13 protein-coding genes are annotated in these 16,520 nt (G+C 61.8%); 1 reads left to right on the top strand and 12 read right to left on the bottom strand.

The window, feature by feature from the left end; all coding sequences use genetic code 11:
- Positions 1–13: 13 nt before the first annotated feature.
- The 12 genes from HYE77_RS17515 to iolC form a co-directional block, all read right to left on the bottom strand.
- Positions 14–1,051: an ABC transporter permease gene (locus HYE77_RS17515; RefSeq protein ID WP_003214704.1), complete on the bottom strand. Its 1,038-nt coding sequence runs from the start codon at positions 1,049–1,051 to the stop codon at positions 14–16.
- Positions 1,052–1,110: 59 nt separating this feature from the next.
- Positions 1,111–2,664 (bottom strand): sugar ABC transporter ATP-binding protein, encoded by a 1,554-nt coding sequence (locus HYE77_RS17510; RefSeq protein WP_008437161.1) that lies wholly within the window; start codon positions 2,662–2,664, stop codon positions 1,111–1,113.
- Between the two features lie 63 nt (positions 2,665–2,727).
- Positions 2,728–3,663 (bottom strand): sugar ABC transporter substrate-binding protein, encoded by a 936-nt coding sequence (locus HYE77_RS17505; RefSeq protein WP_177069054.1) that lies wholly within the window; start codon positions 3,661–3,663, stop codon positions 2,728–2,730.
- A 365-nt stretch (positions 3,664–4,028) separates the two neighbouring features.
- A complete protein-coding gene (locus tag HYE77_RS17500) occupies positions 4,029–5,069 on the bottom strand; it encodes a Gfo/Idh/MocA family oxidoreductase (protein ID WP_102369291.1) in 1,041 nt (346 codons plus the stop codon).
- A 113-nt stretch (positions 5,070–5,182) separates the two neighbouring features.
- The gene (locus HYE77_RS17495) at positions 5,183–6,043 is read right to left on the bottom strand and encodes a sugar phosphate isomerase/epimerase family protein (RefSeq protein WP_003214697.1); all 861 of its coding nucleotides are present in this window, start codon (positions 6,041–6,043) and stop codon (positions 5,183–5,185) included.
- A 160-nt stretch (positions 6,044–6,203) separates the two neighbouring features.
- Positions 6,204–7,214 carry a Gfo/Idh/MocA family protein gene (locus tag HYE77_RS17490; RefSeq protein ID WP_008437157.1) on the bottom strand — a complete coding sequence of 337 codons (1,011 nt, stop codon included), beginning with the start codon at positions 7,212–7,214 and terminating at the stop codon, positions 6,204–6,206.
- Between the two features lie 19 nt (positions 7,215–7,233).
- Positions 7,234–9,165 (bottom strand): 3D-(3,5/4)-trihydroxycyclohexane-1,2-dione acylhydrolase (decyclizing), encoded by a 1,932-nt coding sequence (iolD, locus tag HYE77_RS17485; RefSeq protein ID WP_177069053.1) that lies wholly within the window; start codon positions 9,163–9,165, stop codon positions 7,234–7,236.
- Positions 9,166–9,175: 10 nt separating this feature from the next.
- A complete protein-coding gene (locus tag HYE77_RS17480) occupies positions 9,176–9,991 on the bottom strand; it encodes a TIM barrel protein (RefSeq protein WP_177069052.1) in 816 nt (271 codons plus the stop codon).
- A 27-nt stretch (positions 9,992–10,018) separates the two neighbouring features.
- Complete coding sequence (locus tag HYE77_RS17475; RefSeq protein WP_102605498.1) at positions 10,019–11,521, bottom strand: CoA-acylating methylmalonate-semialdehyde dehydrogenase; 1,503 nt, start codon at positions 11,519–11,521, stop codon at positions 10,019–10,021.
- A gap of 22 nt (positions 11,522–11,543) precedes the next feature.
- The gene (gene iolB, locus HYE77_RS17470; protein WP_177069051.1) at positions 11,544–12,338 is read right to left on the bottom strand and encodes a 5-deoxy-glucuronate isomerase; all 795 of its coding nucleotides are present in this window, start codon (positions 12,336–12,338) and stop codon (positions 11,544–11,546) included.
- Positions 12,335–13,228 (bottom strand): myo-inosose-2 dehydratase, encoded by an 894-nt coding sequence (iolE, locus tag HYE77_RS17465; protein WP_087694126.1) that lies wholly within the window; start codon positions 13,226–13,228, stop codon positions 12,335–12,337. Before iolE ends, iolB begins: the two co-directional genes overlap by 4 nt.
- Before the next feature lie 148 nt (positions 13,229–13,376).
- Positions 13,377–15,314 carry a 5-dehydro-2-deoxygluconokinase gene (gene iolC / locus HYE77_RS17460; RefSeq protein WP_177069050.1) on the bottom strand — a complete coding sequence of 646 codons (1,938 nt, stop codon included), beginning with the start codon at positions 15,312–15,314 and terminating at the stop codon, positions 13,377–13,379.
- A gap of 303 nt (positions 15,315–15,617) precedes the next feature.
- Here iolC and HYE77_RS17455 point away from each other — a divergent pair, with 303 nt between their 5' ends.
- On the top strand, positions 15,618–16,514 hold the full coding sequence (locus HYE77_RS17455; RefSeq protein WP_003214679.1) for a MurR/RpiR family transcriptional regulator: 897 nt from the start codon (positions 15,618–15,620) through the stop codon (positions 16,512–16,514).
- The last annotated feature ends 6 nt before the right edge of the window (positions 16,515–16,520 follow it).

The raw sequence follows: 16,520 nt of genomic DNA, 5'->3' as shown, positions 1-16,520 counted from the left end.
CTTGAGGACCGTGTCAGCGCTTGAGTTTGCGCTTGTTGCGATATTGGTCGATCACCACCGCCACCACGATGATCAGGCCCTTGATGATGTCTTGGATGTACGCATCCACGCCGACGAAGGTAAACCCGCTGGCCATCACGCCGAGAATCAACGCGCCGATCACGGTGCCGGTGATGCGCCCTACCCCGCCCGCCAGGCTGGTACCGCCGATCACCGCAGCGGCAATCGCGTCCAGCTCATAGGACATGCCCATGCCCGCCTGCCCGGTGGCCGCCCGTGCCGACGCCACTACACCGGCCAGGCCCGCCAGCAGGCCGGCGATGCTGTAGACGATGATCAGGTGGCGCTTGACGTTGATGCCCGAGGTGCGCGCCGCCTGCATGTTGCCGCCGATGGCGTAGGTGTACTTGCCGTACTTGGTGTAGCGCAGGGCGATATGGAAGATCACCGCCACCACCAGGAAGATCACCACCGGCATCGCGCCGTGGCCGATGGCCGTGTAGGAGTCCGAGAGCATGCTCACCGGCTGGCCTTCGGTGTAGTAACGCGCCAGGCCACGGGCCGAGACCATCATGCCGAGGGTCGCAATAAACGGTGGAATCCCGGTGACCGCAATGATACTGCCGTTGATCGCCCCCGCCAGCAGCCCCACGCCCAGGCCCATCGCCACCGGTATCCACACCGGCAGGTCAGTCAATGACGGAAACACCGCACGGGAAAAGTCGGAAGTCTGCGCCAGGCTGGCGGCGATCATCGCCGACAACGCCAGCACCGAGCCCGAGGACAAATCGATACCGGTGGTGATGATCACCTGGGTCACGCCAATCGCCAGCAGGCCGATGATCGACACTTGCAGGATCATCAATACAAGGCGCTGGGAGTTCATCAGGAAGCTCTGGTCGCGCACGATCCAGCCGAACAACTCAAACACCAGGCCGATGCCAATCAGCACCAGCAGGATGCTCAGCTCGGTGGGCATGCGTCGACGGTGCTTGACCGGCGCCGCAGCGGGCTTCTTTTCCTCGGGTTTGCTTTCCAGTATCGCGTTCATAACCACTCACCTTTTTTATCGCGTTGCGCCGGCCACAACGGGCCGGCGCCGTCTGTTCGTTAGTGGACCGCCGTCATACCGGAAGCCAGTTGCATGACTTTTTCCTGGGTCGCATCCGCGCGGTCCAGGGTGCCCATCAGGTCGCCTTCGTGCATCACCATCACCCGGTCGCTCATGCCCAGCACCTCGGGCAGCTCCGAGGAAATCATGATCACCGCCATGCCTTCGCTGGCCAGGTAGGAAATCAGCCGGTAGATCTCGGCCTTGGCGCCCACGTCGATACCGCGAGTGGGTTCGTCGAGGATCAGCAGCCGTGGGTTGGTCATCAGCCAGCGGGCCAACAGGGCTTTTTGCTGGTTGCCACCGGACAAGGTGTCGATGCATTGCTCCAGCGACGGGGTTTTCACCCGCAGCTTGGTGCACATGTCTTCACACAGGGCACGCAGGGCTTTTTGCTGGATAAAGCCATTGCCGGAGTAATGCGGCAGCACAGCCATCTCCATGTTTTCCAGCACCGACAGGCAGGGGAACAGGCCGCTGAGCTTGCGGTCTTCGGTCAGCAGCGCGAAGCCCTTCTCGATGGCCATGTGCGGGTCGGTGATGCGCACGGTCTTGCCGTCCAACTGGATCTCGCCGCCGGAGCTTGGGGTGATGCCGAAAATGGTTTCGGCCACATTGGTCCGCCCGGAGCCCATCAGCCCGGCGATACCGAGAATTTCGCCGGCGTGCAGGTCGAACGACACGCCCTGGAATACCCCATCCAGGCGCAGGTCGCGCACCGACAGCAGCAGATTGCCGATGGGCTTGTCGCGCACCGGGAACAGCTGGCTCAGCTCACGCCCCACCATCATCGAGATCAGGCTGTCGCTGTCCATGCTGTCGGCCCGCTGCAGGCCGATATAGGCGCCATCGCGGAACACCGCCACTTCATCGGCGATGGCGAACACTTCGTTCATTTTATGGGTGATGTAGATGATGCCTTTGCCCTGGGACTTGAGGTCGGCAATGATCGAGAACAGGTGGGCCACTTCCTTGTCGGTAATGGCGGAGGTCGGTTCATCCATGATCAGGATGTCGGAGTCATAGGACACCGCCTTGGCAATCTCGACCATCTGCCGCTCGGCAATGCTCAGGTTACCGACGTGTTCCTCCGGGTCGAGATTGATCCGCAGCCGCGCCAGCAGTTCGGCGGTGCAGCGGTGCATTTCCCGATGGTTGACCATGTGCAGGCCGTTGAGCTGTTCGCGGCCGATCCAGATGTTCTCGGCGATGCTCATGTGCGGCATCAGGTTGAGTTCCTGGTGGATCATCGCGATCCCGGCCTTCTGCGCTGCCAGCGGTGTTTCGAATTTGATCGGCTTGCCACGCAAGCGGATTTCACCGGCGTCGGGCTGATAGATGCCGGCGATGATCTTCATCAGTGTCGACTTGCCCGCGCCGTTCTCGCCCATCAGCGCCAGCACCGAGCCGGGGCGCACCCGCAGCTGCACATCGGCCAGGGCCACGACGCCGGGAAAGCCTTTGCTGATGTTGGAGATCTCCAGCAGATAGGGTTCTTCCAGTACCAAGGGCTGGATACCGGGAGGCTGGGAAGCAGTCGCTTGAGCAAACATATCGGGTACTCCGTCAGCAGGGCCGCCGTGGCTGCCCTGCCGGTTTATTGTTGTTATTAAGGGCTACTTGAAGTCTTTGACGTTGTCCGGGGTGATCAGCTTGAACGGGATCACCACGTTCTGCTCGACCGGCTCGTGCCTGGCCATCTTGCGCGCCGCTTCCACCGAACCCACGGCCTGGCCATTGGCGTCCTGGAACGCCGACGCGGCCATGTCGCCCTTGGTAATCGCGTTCAAACCGTCCGGTGTGCCATCCACCCCGGCGATCAACACGGTGCCCGGCTTGGTGCCCGCCGACTTCAACGCCATGGACGCACCGATGGCCATCTCGTCGTTGTTGGCCAGCACCGCGTTGAATTCACGGCCTTGGGTCAGCCAGTCGTTGACCAGGGTCATGCCCTTGTCACGCAGCCAGATGCCGGTCTGTTCCTGCTCGATGGTGATGCCTGGGTATTTGGCCAGGACTTCCTTCACCCCCTTGGTGCGGTTGGTGGTGGAGTTGTTCGCCAGGTCACCCAGCAGGATCACGATCTTGCCCTTGCCGTCGAGCTTTTCGGCGATGTACTGCATTTGCAGGCGACCCGCCTCGACGTCATTGGAGGTCACGGCCACGATGCCTTTGGGCAGATCCGTCTGGTCGGGACGACGGTTGACGTACACCAGCGGAATGCCCGCTGCGAGGGCCGCTTTACTGATATTGGCGGTAGACGCCGTGTCGACCGGGTTGACGATGATGGCGTCGACTTTCTGGCTGATAAAGTTCTCGACCTGGCTCAGTTGCTTGACCACATCGGCGCGGGCGTCTTCGAACTGCAGCTGCACGCCGTCACCCTTGGGGTAGGACTTGGCTTGCTTGTCCATGTCCTCGCGCAGGTAAGTCAGGAAGGTGTCATCGAACGCCGACATGCTCACGCCCACCTTGATATCGGCCGCCGTGGCAAAACCACTGGCGAGCATCATGGACAGGGCCAGCGCGGTAAAACGGATCGGGGTCTTCATGAACGGTCTGTCTCCAATTTCTTGTTGGTTTTGTGGACGTTGCGTTTTTCAGAGCGAAGCGGTCGGCAGTCGAACGATCGGCGCCCCCGGAATGCAGCACACCAGGGAACCCTTGCTTTCGACGCACAGGACATTCAGGAGGGAAAAGTAAAACGGCCGGGCGCGGGGCAGACCGCGTGGCTGGAGGGCAGGACGTAAAACTCGCAGTACAGCGTTGAAGATTTTCATCTGACGGTACCTGGTTGTTTTGATCTTGTTTTTGTCGAGTCGCCCGAATCGAGTCCGAACGTACTTTATGCAACCTGGAATGACTTTATTGGAAAATAATTTCCATATCAACCTGTTTTAGAATTTTATTCTATTTTTCATCCATGAGGCTCCATAGCCGCCATTTCCACTACCTGCTGGCGCTCTGAACTCAGGCGCGCGGCGTCCAGTACGCGGGTGGTTGCCAGCGCATCCAGGACGTTCACCGGCAACTCGCCGTGGCCTTCCACCGCGCTTTGCAGCTGACTGTAGAACTGATTCCAACGGCCCTTTTCCGACGGCACCCGCTCACGATCCGGCCCCTGCTCGAACCAGCCCCAGCGTCGATGTTCTTCAGCGCCCCAGTGCTCGCCTTCGGTTTTCGGGGTCTTGCCGGCCAGCAGCGCCTCTTCCTGGCCGTCCAGCCCTTCGATGGTGTAGCAACCGGCCGTGCCATTCACCCGAAACCGCGGGGCCTGGCTGTTTTGCAGGGCGCTGCCCCACAGGTGTGAAATCACCCCGTTGGCGTGGGTCAGCGATACAAAGAAGCCGTGGTCCACGCTCCGCTCATCGGCGGTGTAGTGCAACTGCGCGAACACCCGGTCCACCGGGCCGAACAGTTGCATGGCCTGGTCCACCAAGTGGCTGCCCAAGTCCCGCAGGAAGCCGCCGCCGCTGGCATTGCCCACCGAGCCCGGGTTGTAGCGCTCCACCCGGGATTCAAAGCGGGTGACGGAGCCCAGGGCTCCGGCGTCGATCAGCTTGCGCAGGGTCAGGAAGTCCGAATCCCAGCGCCGGTTCTGGTAGACGCTGAGCAGCACGCCCTGGCGCTCGGCGGCGGTGATCAAGGCCTGGGCCTGTTCGGCATTGCTGGCAAAGGGTTTGTCGCTGACCACCGCCACACCGTGTTCGATGGCCTCCAGCACCAGGGCCGGACGGCCCTTGAGGGTGGTGGAGATCACCAGCACGTCGACACCGGCCTCGGTGATCTGCCCGATACTGTCGAAGGCCTTCACTCCGGGGTGATCCGTCGCCAGTTGCTGGCGACGTTCGGGTGACCGCGTCACCACGCCGACAAAGGTCGCCCCCGGCAGGCTGGCTATCAGGGGTGCATGAAATACACGGCCGCCTTTGCCGTATCCAACCAGTCCGATTCGCATACAAATACTCCTTGGTTAATTGTGGCGAGGGAGCTTGCTCCCGCTCGACTGCGTAGCAGTCGCAAGCTTTTCGGGGCAGCAAGCTCCCTCGCCACAGGGCAAGCCACAACGGTCTAACAGCACAACTCGCGGGTCACCCGCTCCAGCATCATCCGGTTGGACTCATCCGGCCGGTCTTCCCAGGCAAACACCGACACCGTGGCAATGCCGTCGAACTTGATTTCCCGCAGAGTGCCGAAAAACGCCTCCCAGTTCACCTCGCCCTGGCCGATGTCCAGGTGCTGGTGCACGGTGGCGGTGACGCCCGGCGGGTTGACGATGTAGCGCAGGTTGGACGAAGCGCGGTGGTTGTAGGTGTCGGCGATGATCAAGTGGCTGAGTTTGGAGCCTGCGTACTTGAGCATCGAGGCGATATCGCCCTTGCCGTCGTCATAGAAGAACGTGTGCGGCGCGGCGTAGAGGTAGTTGATCCAGTCGCGGTCGAGGCCGCGAATGATGTCCACCGACTCGTTGTTGCGCTCGCAGAAGTCGTACGGATGCGCCTGGATATCCAGCTTGATGCCTTCGCGCTCGAACTCCGGCATCAGCTCGTCCATGGAGCGCATGAACTGGTTTTCGCACACCAGCGGGTTGTCGGACTGGCCGGTGAATTCGGTGTTGACCAGCTCGCAGTCCATTTCCACGGCGATCTGGATCGCGCGCTTCCAGTTGCGCACGGCGGCAACCCGCAGGCCTTCGTCGGCGGCGGCCCAGTGGTACATGGGCAGCAGGGATGAGAGTTGCACGCCGGCGTCGCTCAGGGCCTTGCGAAATTCCTTGATGCGCGCGCGGTCGACCCGGGGGGCCTTGTAGAACGGCAGGAAGTCTTCCCGGGGCGAGAGTTCGATGTGCTGGTAGCCGAGCTCGGCGGCCTTGTCGACCATTTGGCCGAGGGGCAGGTGGCGGTACATGTAGGGGTCTAATGCGATGCGCATGCTTGAGATCTCCCGAATTTGAGGTAGGAACTCGGTCAAATGTGGGAGCGGGCTTGCTCGCGAATGCGGTGGGTCAGTCGATGCAAATGTTGACTGAAAGGCCGCATTCGCGAGCAAGCCCGCTCCCACACTGACTGCGTTACATCAGTGAGGATTGTGGTTAGCCGTAGAAATGCGGACGGGGTGGCAGGCCCACTTTCACAATCTGCCCACTGTTCTGCGCCTCAATACACGCATCCGCCGCCACCGCCGCTGCAAAACCATCCCACGCCGACGGCCCCCCCACTTGCCCTGCCCTTACACCGTCGATAAACGCCTGCAGCTCAACGTCATACGCCGCGATGAACCGGTCTTTCCAATCCATCAGGATCGCATTCGACAACTTGGCCCCGCTGCGCATCTGCACCTGGGACGGCTCCGGCAATTTCGCAATACCGGTCTCCCCCACCACTTCGCACTGGATGTCGTAGCCGTACTGGCAGTTCACAAACACTTCCACATCGATGCGCGTACCCTTGGCGGTTTCCAGCAGCACGATCTGCGGGTCACGCAGATGGGCCAGCGCCTTGCTCGATTTACGCGGGAACACCACCTGCACCGACACGTAGTCATCGGCCAGCAACCAGCGCAACACATCCAGCTCGTGGATCAGGGTGTCGGTGATCGCCATGTCGGTCTTGTAGTTCTCACCCACCCTCGGATTGCGGTGGGCACAGTGCAGCATCAGCGGCTCGCCGATCTGGCCGCTGTCGATCACGGCTTTCAAGGCGCGATAGCCTTGGTCATACGGACGCATGAAACCCACCTGCACCAGGCGCTTGCCGTGGGCCACTTCGGCCTCGACGATCTTGCGGCAGCCTTCGGCAGTCACTGCCAAGGGTTTCTCGCAGAACACGGGTTTGCCGGCCGCAATCGCCGCCAACACAAATTCTTCGTGGCTCGGGCCCCATGAGGTCACCAGGATCGCCTCGACCTGCGGCGAGTTGATCAGCGCATGGCCGTCCGGGTACACCTCGGCGGTGAGTTTCAGGTCAGCGACAACCTTGGCAGCTTGCTCAAGGTTGATGTCGGTCACGGCGACTACCTGGCTGTTGAGCAAGGTCTGGCTGCAGCGACGAATGTGATCCTGGCCGATGGCGCCAGTACCGATAACACCCAACTTCAAAGACATGAAAACACTCCTCTTGTTATTAGTACTGCCGGGCCTTGGCCAGGCGTTCATTGAGTTGTTTGGCCACCGCATCGGTGCGCGCGCTGGTGGACACCTGCGCCACACCGACGCGCCACCACGACAGGTATTTGTGGATCATGGTTTTCGGCAGGACCTTGATATCAATCAGCGTCGACACGGTTTGCGTGCGCGCATCGGCCAGCGCCGCCTGCAACTGCTCCACGGTGTTGACCTTGTAGGTCTTGCAACCATAGGCCGCCGCACTCATGGCGAAGTCCACCGGCACAAAACCGCCGTCGAGCTTGCCGGTCTCGGGGTTGCGGAAGCGGAACTCGGTGCCGAAGCTGTCCATGCCGTGTTCCATCTGCAAATTGTTGATGCAGCCGAAGGTCATGTTGTCCAGCAGCACCACGTTGATCTTGCGCCGCTCCTGGATCGAGGTGGCCAGCTCCGAGTGCAGCATCATGTACGAGCCGTCGCCCACCAGTGCGTACACCTCGCGCTCGGGCTCGGCCAGCTTCACGCCCAATGCGGCGTTGACCTCGTAGCCCATGCACGAATAACCGTATTCGACGTGGTAGGTGTTGACGCCCTTGCTGCGCCAGCTGCGCTGCAAGTCACCCGGCAGGCTGCCGGCAGCGGCGACGATGATTGCGTCGTCGGCCAGGGCTTCGTTGAGCTCACCGAGTACGCGGCTTTGGGTCAGGCAGGAACCGGTCAGCTCGATAAACTCACGCAGCACCGCCGGGTCCATGTGGTCGTTGATTTCAGGGACGAAGTTTTCAGTCTGGTATTCCGCCTGGTAGATCCGGTCGACCTCGACGTCCAGTTGCGCCTTGGCATCCCGTGGTTGATCGCCCCAGCTGGAACGATAGTCGCCCAGGGCTTCAGCCAGAGCTTCCAGGCCGACCTTGGCATCCGCCAGCAGCTGCACGCCATCGAGTTTCAGTGCATCGCAAGGGCTGATATTGAGGTTGAGAAACTGCACCTCGGGATGCTTGAACAGTGACTTCGACGAGGTGGTGAAATCGGTATAGCGCGTGCCGATACCAATGATCAGGTCGGCTTCCGGTGCCAGCAGGTTTGCCGCCAGGCAGCCGGTTTCACCGAGGCCGCCGAGGTTCAGCGGATGGCTTGAAACCACCGCACTCTTGCCCGCCTGGGTTTCCGCGAACGGAATATCGAAGCGCTCGGCGAAGGCTTGCAGCGCGGCATTCGCCCCGGAGTATTTGACCCCGCCACCACACACGATCAGCGGTTTGCGCTTGCCCTTGAACGCCGCCACGGCATCCCCCAGCATCGCCTCGGTCGCCGGGCGACGGTCGATACGGTGCACGCGTTTTTGCAGGAAGTAATCCGGGTAATCCCAGGCTTCGCCCTGTACATCCTGCGGCAGGGCCAGGGTCACGGCGCCGGTTTCCGCCGGGTCGGTGAGCACGCGCATGGCGTGGATCGCCGCCGTCATCAGCTGTTCCGGGCGGTTGATGCGGTCCCAGTATTTGCTGACCGCACGAAACGCGTCGTTGGTGCTGATGCTCAAGTCGTGGAACTGTTCGATTTGTTGCAGTACCGGATCGGGCTGGCGACTGGCGTAGACATCACCGGGCAACAGCAGCAACGGAATCCGGTTGGCGGTCGCGGTCGCCGCGGCGGTCAACATATTCGCCGCACCCGGCCCCACCGAGGAGGAGCACGCGTAGATCTTGCGGCGCAAATGCTGCTTGGCAAAACCAATCGCCGCGTGGGCCATGCCTTGTTCGTTGCGGCCCTGATGCACCACCAGGTCGCCGCTGTCCTGCTCCAGGGCCTGGCCCAGGCCCAGCACATTGCCGTGGCCGAAAATCGTGAAGATGCCCGCGACAAATTTGCTCTGCACACCGTCGACTTCGATGTACTGGTTATCCAGAAACTTCACCAGGGCCTGGGCCATGGTCAATCGGGTTGTGGTCATGAGGTGCCCCTTATCGTTTCTGCAGGTGGGCGATACTCGCCCCCAACGCCTGCTTGATATCTGCCAGGCCGTGCACGCTTTCGGCGAACGGTTCGAATGACAGGTGGCCGCTGTAGCCGGTGCTGAGCAGCGTGTCGATCTGCGCGGCATTGCCGAGGATGTCAGCCTCGCCCACCAGCACGCGGTGGCCGTCGCGGATCGAGTTCAGCGGTGCGTCGGCATCTTCCACACCGGAGATATGCACCAGCCCGGTCAGTTCGGGGAAGAACTCATCTTCACTGGCCAGGTGGTGGTGGAAGGTGTCATGCACCACGCGGAACACATCCAGCCCGCCGATGGCCTTGATCGCATCCACTGCCACGCGCTTGCGGCGCAGGGAGCATTCTTCAAACCCCAGGGGTTCGACAAAACCGAGAATCCCGTATTCCCGCAGGATCGGCGCCAGTTCACTCAAGGCGGTGCGCAAACCGGCCGCGCGCTGGGCTTCGTTGCGCGAGTCGGCGCGGTCGTTCAACGGGCACATCACCAACGCCTGCGCGCCGCATTCGCGGGCATAGGCCGCCAGCTTGATGGCCTGGGCGCGGCGTTCGTCATTCCACACATCGAAGGGGTACAGCGCGTTGATCGACAGCACCGTGATGCCATGCACCGCGCACAATTCGCGCACGCGGCTGGCAGGGGTGCCGTCTTCAATCTCGACGCCCTTGAGGTCGTTGCGGATCTCGATGGCGTCGCATTTCAGGGTCACCGCCAGCTGGATAAAATCCGCCAGGGAAAGGCTGGGGGCGACCATGCGGTTCAGGGCAAAACGTAGAGGCGACTTCATTATTGTTGTGCTCCACACTCGAAAACGTTACTTGGCAGTTGGCATGCTGAATTCAGGGCCCTTGGCGATGCTGTCGGGCCAGCGTTGCATGACGCTCTTGTAGCGGCTGTAGAAACGAATGCCTTCTTCGCCATAGGCGTGGTGGTCGCCGAACAGCGAGCGCTTCCAGCCACCGAACGAATGCCAGGCCATCGGCACCGGAATCGGCACGTTGATGCCGACCATCCCGACCTTGATGGTGCGGGCAAAGGCACGGGCAATGCCGCCGTCGCTGGTAAAGCACGACACGCCGTTGCCGAACTCATGGGCGTTGATCAAAGCCACGGCGCTGGCAAAATCCGCCACCCGCACGATGCCCAGCACCGGCCCGAAAATCTCTTGCTGGTAGATGCTCATTTCGGTGGTGACGTTATCGAACAAGGTCGCACCGACGAAGAAACCACCCTCCGCGCCCGGCACCTTGAAGCCACGACCGTCGACGATCAGCTTCGCGCCCTGGGCCACGCCCTGGTCGATAAACCCTTCGACCTTGGCCTTGTGTTCGGCGGTAACCAGCGGGCCCATCTCGCTGTCTTTTTGCATACCGTTGCCGACCTTCAACTGGTCGATACGCGGCAGCAGTTTTTCGATCAGCCTGTCGCCGACATCGCCCACCACCACGGCAATCGAGATCGCCATGCAGCGCTCGCCGGCCGAGCCATAAGCCGCGCCGATCAAGGCGTCAGCCGCCTGATCCAGGTCGGCGTCGGGCATCACGATCATATGGTTCTTCGCCCCGCCCAATGCCTGCACACGCTTGCCGCGCTGGGTGGCCTGCTGGTGGATGTACTCGGCAATCGGGGTGGAACCGACGAACGAAATCGCCTCGATATCCGGGTGCTGCAACAGGCCGTCTACCGCGCTCTTGTCACCCTGCACCACGTTGAACACACCGTCGGGCAGCCCGGCTTCGGTCAGCAGGCGGGCCATCAGCAAACTGGCGGACGGGTCGCGCTCCGACGGCTTGAGGATGAAGCAGTTACCGGTGGCCAGCGCCAACGGGATCATCCACAGCGGCACCATCACCGGGAAGTTGAACGGGGTGATGCCGGCGCACACGCCCAGTGGCTGACGCAGGTTCCAGTTGTCGATGCCGCCGCCGATGTTGTCGCTGAAATCGGTTTTCAACAGGTTTGGCGCACCGCAGGCGAACTCGACGATCTCGATACCACGGGTGACTTCGCCCTTGGCGTCGGAGAACACTTTGCCGTGTTCGCGGCTGATGATTTCAGCCAGCTCATCGTGGTGCTGGTCGAGCAATTCCTTGAACTTGAACAGCACCCGCGAACGGCGCAGGGATGATTGCTCGGACCACGCCGGGAAGGCTTTCAGCGCCGACGCCACGGCCTCATCGACGGTCTTCTGGCTGGCCAGCCCGACGCGGGCCTGGACTTCGCCGGTGGCCGGGTTGAACACATTGCTGAAACGCTCACTGGCGCTGTCGTGCACCTGGCCGTTGATGTAATGGCCGATTACCGGGGCGTTGCTCATTATTGTTCTCCGTCGAAAGTGCTTAAAGATCCAGCAGCCAGCTGTGCTGCGGGTCGTTATGGAAATGCCAGGCGCGCTTGGGGCCGGCCATCACGTTCAGGTAGTAGGACTCGTAGCCATACGGCACGCTGACGGGGTGATACCCCTTGGGCACCACCACCAGGTCGCTGTTTTCCACGGCCATGGCCTGGTCGATGCTGCGGTCGTCGGTGTAGACGCGCTGGAACACAAAGCCCTGGGGCGGGTTGATCTGGTGGTAGTAGGTTTCTTCGAGAAAGCTCTGGTGCGGCAGATCGTCGGTGTCGTGCTTGTGGGGCGGGTAGCTCGACGAGTGACCGGACGGCGTGCGCACTTCCACCACCAGCAGCGAATGGGCAGGCTCGCTGTCGGGCAGGATGTCGCACACATAGCGGGTATTGGCGCCCTTGCCGCGTACGCTGCGCTTGCATTGCTCGGGGCGGATCAGGCGTGGTGCCAGGCCGGCGTCAGTCGAGCCGGGAGCGGCGCAGACGGCAATTTGCACGTCGCTCAGCGCAGTGACCTGAGCGTCGGTGCCTGGCGGCAAATAAGCGGCAAAGGGCGACTTGTCTTCGAACACCGAGTGGCGATCACCGAGGTTTTCCCAGTTGAAGCCTTCGCCCTGAATCGTCACCCGGCCGCTGAGCAGCACCAGGCACAGTTCCTTGTCGCCGGCGGTGACTGGCAAGGTTTCGCCCAGGCTCAGGCGGTAGGCGGCGAACCCCACGTATTCCAGGCGCCCTTCGTCCAGGGCGACCATGGTTTGCCCGCGCTTGCTGCTTTTGACCAACAGGCTCATTGTCCAGTCCTCTCGCTCAACAGTGCGCGCAGGGTGTCGTAACCCTTCTTCGCATAGATGTAGCTCGGCGCCACGGCAGGATCCTGCTCGGCCTCCACTACCAGCCAACCCTGGTAATTGGCGGCCAGCAGCACGTCCAGCAGCGCGGCGAAGTCGATATCGCCGTCGCCGGGCACGGTGAAGGTGCCGTTGACGATGCAATCCGGGAAGCTCCACATCTGGTTGCGTGCCAGTTGCACCACCGGCTTGCGCACATCCTTGAAGTGCACGTGGCAGATGCGGGCGATGTGTTTGCGCAGCACCTCGATAGGCTCGCCGCCACCCATGTAGCAGTGGCCCGAATCAAACAGCAGGCCGACTTCCGGGCCGGTGCGGCGCATCAGTTGGTCGATGTCTTCCGGGGATTCGACGTAGGCGCCCATATGGTGGTGGTACGCCAGGCGCACGCCCTGGGACAGGGTGAAACGCGCCAGTTCGGTGAGTTTGTCGGCGTATTCCTGCCAGGCCTGTTCGCTGTGGAAGCGCGGGCGTTCGATCAGGCGCACCGGCGAACCCTGGATCGAGTCGGCGACTTCTCCATACACCAACACGCTGGCGCCGTTTTCACGCAGCAGTTCGACGTGGCTGGCGATGGCTTCGATTTCTTCCGCCACCGAGCGCCGGGCCAGGCGACTGGAGTACCAGCCGGAGACCAGTGCCAGGTCGTAGGGGCGCAATACATCGCCGACACCTTTGGCGTCCTTGGGGAATTTGCCGTTGAGTTCAAAGCCTTCGTAGCCGATGTCCTTGCCTTCGCTGAGGGCCGTGCTCAACGGCGTTTCACCGCCCAGGGCCGGCAGGTCGTCGTTGCTCCAGGAGATCGGGTTGATGCCAATTCGGATAGCGGGCATGGCTGCACCTATTATTGTTTTTTCAGAGTTGCCTGAGATCTGCTTTATGTGGGAGCGGGCTTGCTCGCGAAGGCGGTGGTTCAGTTGGTGTATCAGTCGACTGACACTCCGCTTTCGCGAGCAAGCCCGCTCCCACATTTGACCGTGTTTAACTTCGAGAACTGCGCCAAGCATTAATCAACTGCTCAAAGATGCACTGCACCTGCTCAATCAAGGCTTGATCGTCAATCTCCCCCGCCAGCCAGGCTCGGCTCGGTTCCTGGAAGATCGTGCGACCCACGGCGAAACCGCGGCAGGTCTGGCTTTGGCTGGCTTGCTGGAAGCCATCGGCCAGGCATTCGGCGGAAGCGTTCAGGCCCAGCAGCACCACGCCCCGGCAGTAGGGATCGCGCTCCTGGATCAGCTCGTCGAGCTTTTTCCAGTCTGCGGCCGACTGCGCCTCGATCTTCCACCACGCCGGGTAGATGCCCAGGTTGTACAGGCGCTTGAGGCTGCGATAGAGCACGTCCGGATAGGTGGACGGGTGATCCTTGGGGGGCACGACTTCCAGCAGCAGCTCATGGCCGCTGACCAGGGACGCCTGATACAGGGCCTTGAGTTGCGCTTCCTGTTCCAGGCGCAGCAATGGCTCGTCATCGGGGTGAAATTGCACCAGGCACTTGATGATCTGCTCCCGGGGCCAGGCAATCAGGTTGCTGCCCACCGAGCGCCCGTGTTCAAAGGCCAGCGGCCGTGAGTTCTGGACTTCCACCGGGCGGGCGATCCACCAGCCGCGACCGCTGGCGGCGTTCAGCGCGTCCTGGCCGAAGCGTTGGTCGGCCAGAATCCCGACGTCAGCCTCAACGCCCTGCTCCGCCAGTTTGCTTTCAACCCGTTCCACGGCCTGGATGAACAGTTGCTTCAGGGCGCTGATGCGCGCCAGGTCCTGGCCGCCCTTTTGTGCCAGTTCCACCAACTGCCAGCGGTGGTCGAAGGCAAATACAAACAGCTGCTTCCAGACCTTGCGCGGCACGCTGACCTGGTGCAGGCGTTGCAGCACCGCGTCCTGGTCCGGGCGGGTAATCGGCACCGGGCTGTTGAACAGGTAATCAAGTTCGGCGCGGGTCGGCATGGCCGGCGCGCAGGCATGGCGCGACACCACCAGGCCGCCGCAGGCATTCGCCAACTGGCTGCAGCGCTCGTCGCTGGCGTCTTCAAGCCAGCCGCTGAGGAAGCCGGACATGAAGGCATCGCCGGCGCCCAGCACGTTGAGTACTTCCACCCGTACCCCGGGGTAGATCGCGCCGTCTTCAAGGCGGGCCGGGATATCGCCGTGGATCACCGTGCAGCCCTGGGGGCCAAGCTTGACCACCAGGGTGGCCGAGGTCAGGCCACGCACCGTGCGCAATGCCGTGAGCAGATCTTCACTGCCACCGGCAATCAGGAATTCTTCTTCGGTGCCGACGATCAGGTCAAAACGCGGGAGGATTTTCTGCACGTGCTGGCTGACATTCTGGTCGGCCACAAACCGGGTTTCGCCATCGGCCTTGCCGGCCAGGCCCCAGAGCACCGGGCGGTAGTCGATGTCGAGCACGCGTTTGACGTTGTGCTTCTCGGCGTAGTCCAGGGCCTGGATGCTGGCCTTGTACACGCCGTCGGTGGAGAAGTGGGTACCGGTGATCAGCAACGCCTTGCTGGAAGCAATGAACGCTTCACTGATGTCTTCGGCGCGCAGGGCCATGTCGGCGCAGTTCTCGCGGTAGAACACCAGGGGAAAGGTTTCGCGGTCCTTGAGGCCCAGCAGCACCAGGGCGGTGAGGCGCTCCGGGTCGACCTTGATGCCGCTGACGTCACAGCCTTCGCGGGCCAGGGACTCCAGCAGGAAACGCCCCATGTGGTCGTCCCCTACCCGGCTCAACATCGCCGACTTGAGCCCCAGCCGCGCAGTGCCGAACGCGATGTTGGCGGAGGAACCGCCGAGGTACTTGGCGAAGCTCGAGACATCCTCCAGCCGTGCACCCACTTGTTGTGCGTAAAGGTCGACGCCCAGGCGTCCCAGGCAAATCAGATCCAATTGACGCCCACTGGCAAAACGAGTCTGGCCCATGCTGGCTCCTGTTATTTTTATCAGCCTGCGTGTGCCGTCGCGGTGGCGGCATACGCTCTTGGTGCAAGCAGACTAGAACGTCTGGTGACGCCAATCAATATTTATTCTATAAATATTTTTTGTGGAATATATTTTCCAATACGCCATCATCGGTATGTTCCAGCCGCAGTGCATCGTTTCAGCTGCACCGTGGGGCGGGATGCCGAGGTATTTTTTTGCGCCTACCCTGTAGACTTGCGCACATCGACTTATTGTCAGGGGCGCCTCGACGCGCCCTATAAGAACAAGCCAGAAGGATTCCCTATGTCCCAGAGCGCCCCGGAAGACGCACTCGCCAGCCCGCCGCTGAACGCCGAGCGGTTGTTGCAGCTGATCACCGATGAATACGAGAGCCTGCCGCGCCAGCTCAAGCGCATCGCCAGCTACATGAGCCAGCAGAGCGACCGGATCATGGTCGACCGCATCAGCGACATCGCCCGTGAATGCGAAGTGCACCCGTCGGCCATCGTGCGGTTTTCCCAGCGTTTCGGGTTCAGTGGTTTCAGTGAAATGCAGGCGCTGTTCCGCGAGGCCTACACCCACAAGACCACGCCGGTGCAGAACTACCAGCAACGCATCCGCAGCATGATCGCCAACAAGTCGCAGAAAGCCAGCGGCGGCGACCTGGCGCGTGAGTGCGTGAATGCCACCCTCTCCGGGATCGAGCGCCTGGGGCTGGAACTGGATGACGCAGCCTTCGACAAGGCCGTGGACCTGGTGGTGAATGCCGACAATATCTACGTGGTGGGCGTGCGCCGCTCGTTCGCCGTGGCGGACTACCTGGTGTACAACCTGCAGCACACCAACAAGCGCATCCATCTGGTCTCGGGGTTGGGCGGCAGCTATCGCGAGCAGATGCGCAGTGTGCGGGCCAACGACCTGGTGATTGCCATCAGCTTTACGCCGTACGGCAAGGAAACCCAGCACTGCCTGCGGATTGCCCAGCACCATCAGGCCAAGACCCTGATCATTACCGACAGCAACCTGTCGCCCCTGGCCAAGCGGGCGAGCACGGTGTTGCTGGTGAATGAAGGCTCGTCGTTTGCGTTCAGGTCACTGAGTGCGACGCTGTGCCTGTGCCAGGCGTTGTTCATTGCCGTGGCGTATCGGCTGGAATTGAAGGTCGATGAGATTCATGAGCAGGTGGGATTCGACGACTGACTGCGA

Source organism: Pseudomonas sp. IPO3774 (genome assembly GCF_013386835.1).
Classification (GTDB): Bacteria; Pseudomonadota; Gammaproteobacteria; order Pseudomonadales; family Pseudomonadaceae; genus Aquipseudomonas.
This window is presented reverse-complemented; position numbering and strand designations above follow the sequence as displayed.